Raw genomic sequence first — 4,007 nt, forward strand, 5'->3', positions numbered from 1 at the left:
TTTTTCTTATTAGCATGAGGTCTCTTACTATCATCTGTCTTACTACTTACTGACCTCTCTAAATCCCTCCGATAGAACCTTCCTAATTACCTACCCGATTCTCAATAGGCTAACGAGATTTATTCCCTTATACATACTAAAAAGCATTTCAAAAGCAGCTCAGCCACTTTTGAAATGCTTTCACTTTATTTTTTTCCGCCATCCTCAGTTACATACGCCCACTTAAAGCTATATTCTGGACTGATGTTATGTTTCACAATTCCTTTTACATTCGGTTTCATTACATACGATCTTCCTGTTTGATATAAAGGAACTAACCCTGCATCTTCTTCAAGGAATAATTTTTCAGCTTTCCCTAACGTTTCCCAGCGTTTTTTCGCATCACTCATTAATTCATTACCTGCTTTTCCTACCATTTCATCGTATTTTGGATTTGAATAACTCATTTGGTTGTACGGGCTCTTCGATTCAAACATATCAATAAATGTCATTGGATCCGCATAGTCTGGACTCCAACCTGCATAAGAAATTTCATAATCTTGCGCAGTTTCTAATTTTAATTTTTGTTTGAACGGCTGAATTTTCGTATTAATCGTTACACCTTTTAAATTTTTCTCAATTTGATCTTTTACATAGTCAGCAATCTTTTTCGCAGTTCCATCATCATAGCTTAGCAATTCAATTGTAACTTGATCTTTTCCAAGTTCTTTTTTCGCTTCTTCCCACGCTGCTGCTCCTTTTTTCGGATTATATTTCAGACCATTTTTAAATGTATCTTGATAATCTTTACCATCTGGCCCTGTCGCAAGTCCTTTTGGAACCAATTGATCTGTTGCTTTTGAACCATTATTTAAAATTACATTTGCCAATCCTTTTTTATCAACTGATAATGCAATTGCTTCACGAAGTTTTTTGCTCTTTAAAGGCGTATCTTGTCCGTTACGTTTTTGATTTAAACGTAAGAAGAATGTACTTGATTCCGCATACTCACCATATTCTTCTTTGTTCGATTTATATTTATCTACAAACTCTCCTGATAGTAATGTAAAATCAATTGATCCTGTATCATATAAGTTTACTTTCGTTGCAACCTCTTTTACTACACTATAGTTAATTTCTTCTAACTTCACAGTCTTTTTATCCCAGTACTTATCATTTTTCTTCAGCTGCCAACCTTGTTCATGTTTCCATGAAGACATAACGAATGGACCGTTATACACAGTTGTATCTGCTTCTAAACCGTACTTATCACCTTTTTCTTTTACGAATTTTTCATTTAATGGATAGTATGATGGGAATGCTAATAAATTTAAGAAATACGGTACCGGTTTTTCTAATTCTACTTCTAGCGTGTAATCATCTACCGCCTTCGCTCCTAATTCAGTTACAGGTTTTTCTCCTTTATTAATCGCTTCTGCATTTTTAATATAGTAAGCAATAAATGCATATTCTGCCGCAGTATTCTTATCAAGTAAGCGCTGCCATGCGAAAACGAAATCTTTCGCTGTTACAGGTTCACCATTTGACCATTTTGCATCTTTTCGCAGTTTAAACGTATACTTTTTACCATCTTCACTTTTCGTACTAGACTCTGCCGCAGCAGGAATTGGCTTATTCTCTTTATCAAGGCGATATAGGCCTTCCATCGTGTTCCCTAAAATTTGCGAACCTAATGTATCAGTAGATTTAGAAGTATCCATCGTCGGAATTTCTTGGTTTTCCGTACGATTTAATACTTGTTTCGCTGCATATTTAATATCAGATTTTTTTTCTTCCCCACTATTTGATGTAGTAGTCGTTTTCTTTTCCCCACCTGACCCAGAACATGCTGTCAATGCAACACTCATCGCTAAAACTGGTACTACAACTGCCGTTAACTTTTTCATCTTTTTTCTCTTCATTTTTTTACCCTCCCTAATTATATGTACATTACCAACCCTTGAGAGACCCCTTGCTAAAGATTTATTTTTCAGAAAATTACAACTAATGTTATTCTACTCTTTTTTTCGTATTTGTAAATAGTTTTATTTTAAATATTCTGACTTTTATAATTTAGTAGGATTTATCCCCCATCTACTATATGTACATACTATACACCTTATTCTCCTCTATTTAACCATACTAAAAATTAGTATTTTAAGCTCATAAAAAAAGCATTTAAAAGTAGCTAAGCCACTTTTAAATGCTTTTTCAACTCTATTATTTTTCAGTCACATATGCCCACTTAAAGCTAAATTCTGGACTGATATTATGTTTTACTACTCCCTTTACATTTGGCTGTAAAACATAAGAATCTCCACGTTGATATAAAGGTACAATCGCTACATCTTCTTCAAGTAATGTTTTTTCAGCTTTTCCTAACTCTTCCCAACGTTTTTTCGCATCGCTCATTAATTCCGTTCCAGCTTTTTTCACCATGCCGTCATATTTAGGGTCAGAGAAGCTCATTTGGTTATGAGAATGTCCAGTCTCAAACATATCTAAGAACGTCATTGGATCTGCATAATCCGGATTCCATCCGCCATACGAAATATCATATTGTTGTTCAGTTTCTAATTTTAGTTTTTGTTTAAATGGTTGAAGTTTAATATTAACTGTTACACCTTTTAAGTTTTTCTCAATCTGATCTTTAATATATTCGCCAACTTTTTTCGCATTACCAGTATCGTAGTTTAAGAATTCAATCGTAACTTGATCTTTTCCAAGTTCTTTTTTCGCTTCTTCCCAAGCTGCAGCAGCTTTTTTAGGATTTGGTTTCAAACCGTTTTTAAATGTTTCTTGGAAATCTTTACCGTCCGGTCCAGTTGCTAAACCTTTTGGTACTAAGAAGTCAGCTTCTTTTGATCCATCATTTAAAATTACATTTGCTAAATTCTTTTTATCAATTGATAGCGCAATTGCTTCACGTAATTTTTTGCTCTTTAATGGCGTGTCTTGTCCATCACGTTTTTGGTTCATACGAATGAAATACGTACTCACTTGTGAATATGTGCCAAATTCATCTTTCTTGCTTCTATATTTATCAACGAACTCTCCATTTAATAAAGCAAAGTCAACTTGACCGCTATCATATAGATTGACTAAAGTCGCAGCCTCTTTAACAACACTAAAGTTAACTTCTTCCAGTTTCACAGTCTTTTTATCCCAATATTGATCATTTTTCTTTAATTGCCATCCTTGTTCATGCTTCCAATCTTTAAGAACGAACGGTCCGTTATAGACAGTTGTATCAGACTCTAAACCGAACTTCTCGCCCTTTTCTTTTACGAACTTTTCATTTAATGGATAATATGATGGGAATGCTACTAAGTTTAAGAAGTACGGTACTGCTTGCTCTAACTCAACTTCAAGCGTAAGATCATCTACTGCTTTTACTCCTAATTCAGTTACAGGTTTTTCTCCTTTATTTACTACTTCTGCATTTTTAATCGGGAATGCGATAAATGCATACTCAGCAGCTGTTTTTGGATCTAATAGACGTTGCCAAGCGTATACGAAATCTTTCGCAGTTACTGGATCTCCATTTGACCATTTTGCATCTTTGCGTAGTTTGAACGTATATTTTTTACCATCTTCACTTTTCGTGCTAGATTCTGCTGCTGCTGGAATCGGCTTATTATCTTTATCAAGACGATATAACCCTTCCATCGTATTACCTAGCATTTGTGAAGATACTGTATCAGTTGATTTTGAAGAGTCCATCGTCGGAATCTCTTGTGTTACTGTTCGATTTAACACTTGTTTTGCTGCTAATTTTTCCCCTGATTTACTATCTCCACTAGAGCTAGAATTTGTGCTTGTCTTCTTATCTCCACCTGATGTAGAACATGCTGTTAACGCCATGCTCATTGCTAAAACCGGTGCTACAACTGCTGTTAGTTTTTTCATTTGTTTCTTTTTCATTTTGTACCCTCCCTAATTCTTAACGATAGCTATTAAAGAATTTTCTGATAATTCTGTTTTTCTCTATATATTTATCAGACGATTCTTACTAATTCTTATTCTAC

The 4,007-nt window shown here is 34.5% G+C and carries 2 protein-coding genes; both read right to left on the minus strand.

Annotation, left to right across the window (positions count from 1 at the left end; genetic code table 11):
- Nucleotides 1–185 precede the first annotated feature (185 nt).
- On the minus strand, nt 186–1,901 hold the full coding sequence (locus ACQGS6_RS24035) for a peptide ABC transporter substrate-binding protein (protein ID WP_016118452.1): 1,716 nt from the start codon (nt 1,899–1,901) through the stop codon (nt 186–188).
- Between the two features lie 298 nt (nt 1,902–2,199).
- Complete coding sequence (locus ACQGS6_RS24040; protein ID WP_000730167.1) at nt 2,200–3,903, minus strand: peptide ABC transporter substrate-binding protein; 1,704 nt, start codon at nt 3,901–3,903, stop codon at nt 2,200–2,202.
- Between the last annotated feature and the right edge of the window lie 104 nt (nt 3,904–4,007).

It is taken from the genome of Bacillus sp. GMs2/2 (genome assembly GCF_050172095.1).
Classification (GTDB): domain Bacteria; phylum Bacillota; class Bacilli; order Bacillales; family Bacillaceae_G; genus Bacillus_A; species Bacillus_A cereus.

What these genes read in the sequence shown, in the direction of transcription:
- ACQGS6_RS24035 (WP_016118452.1), bottom strand. Translation starts at nt 1,901, where the DNA reads ATGAAGAGAAAAAAGATGAAAAAGTTAACGGCAGTTGTAGTACCAGTT.
- ACQGS6_RS24040 (WP_000730167.1), bottom strand. Translation starts at nt 3,903, where the DNA reads ATGAAAAAGAAACAAATGAAAAAACTAACAGCAGTTGTAGCACCGGTT.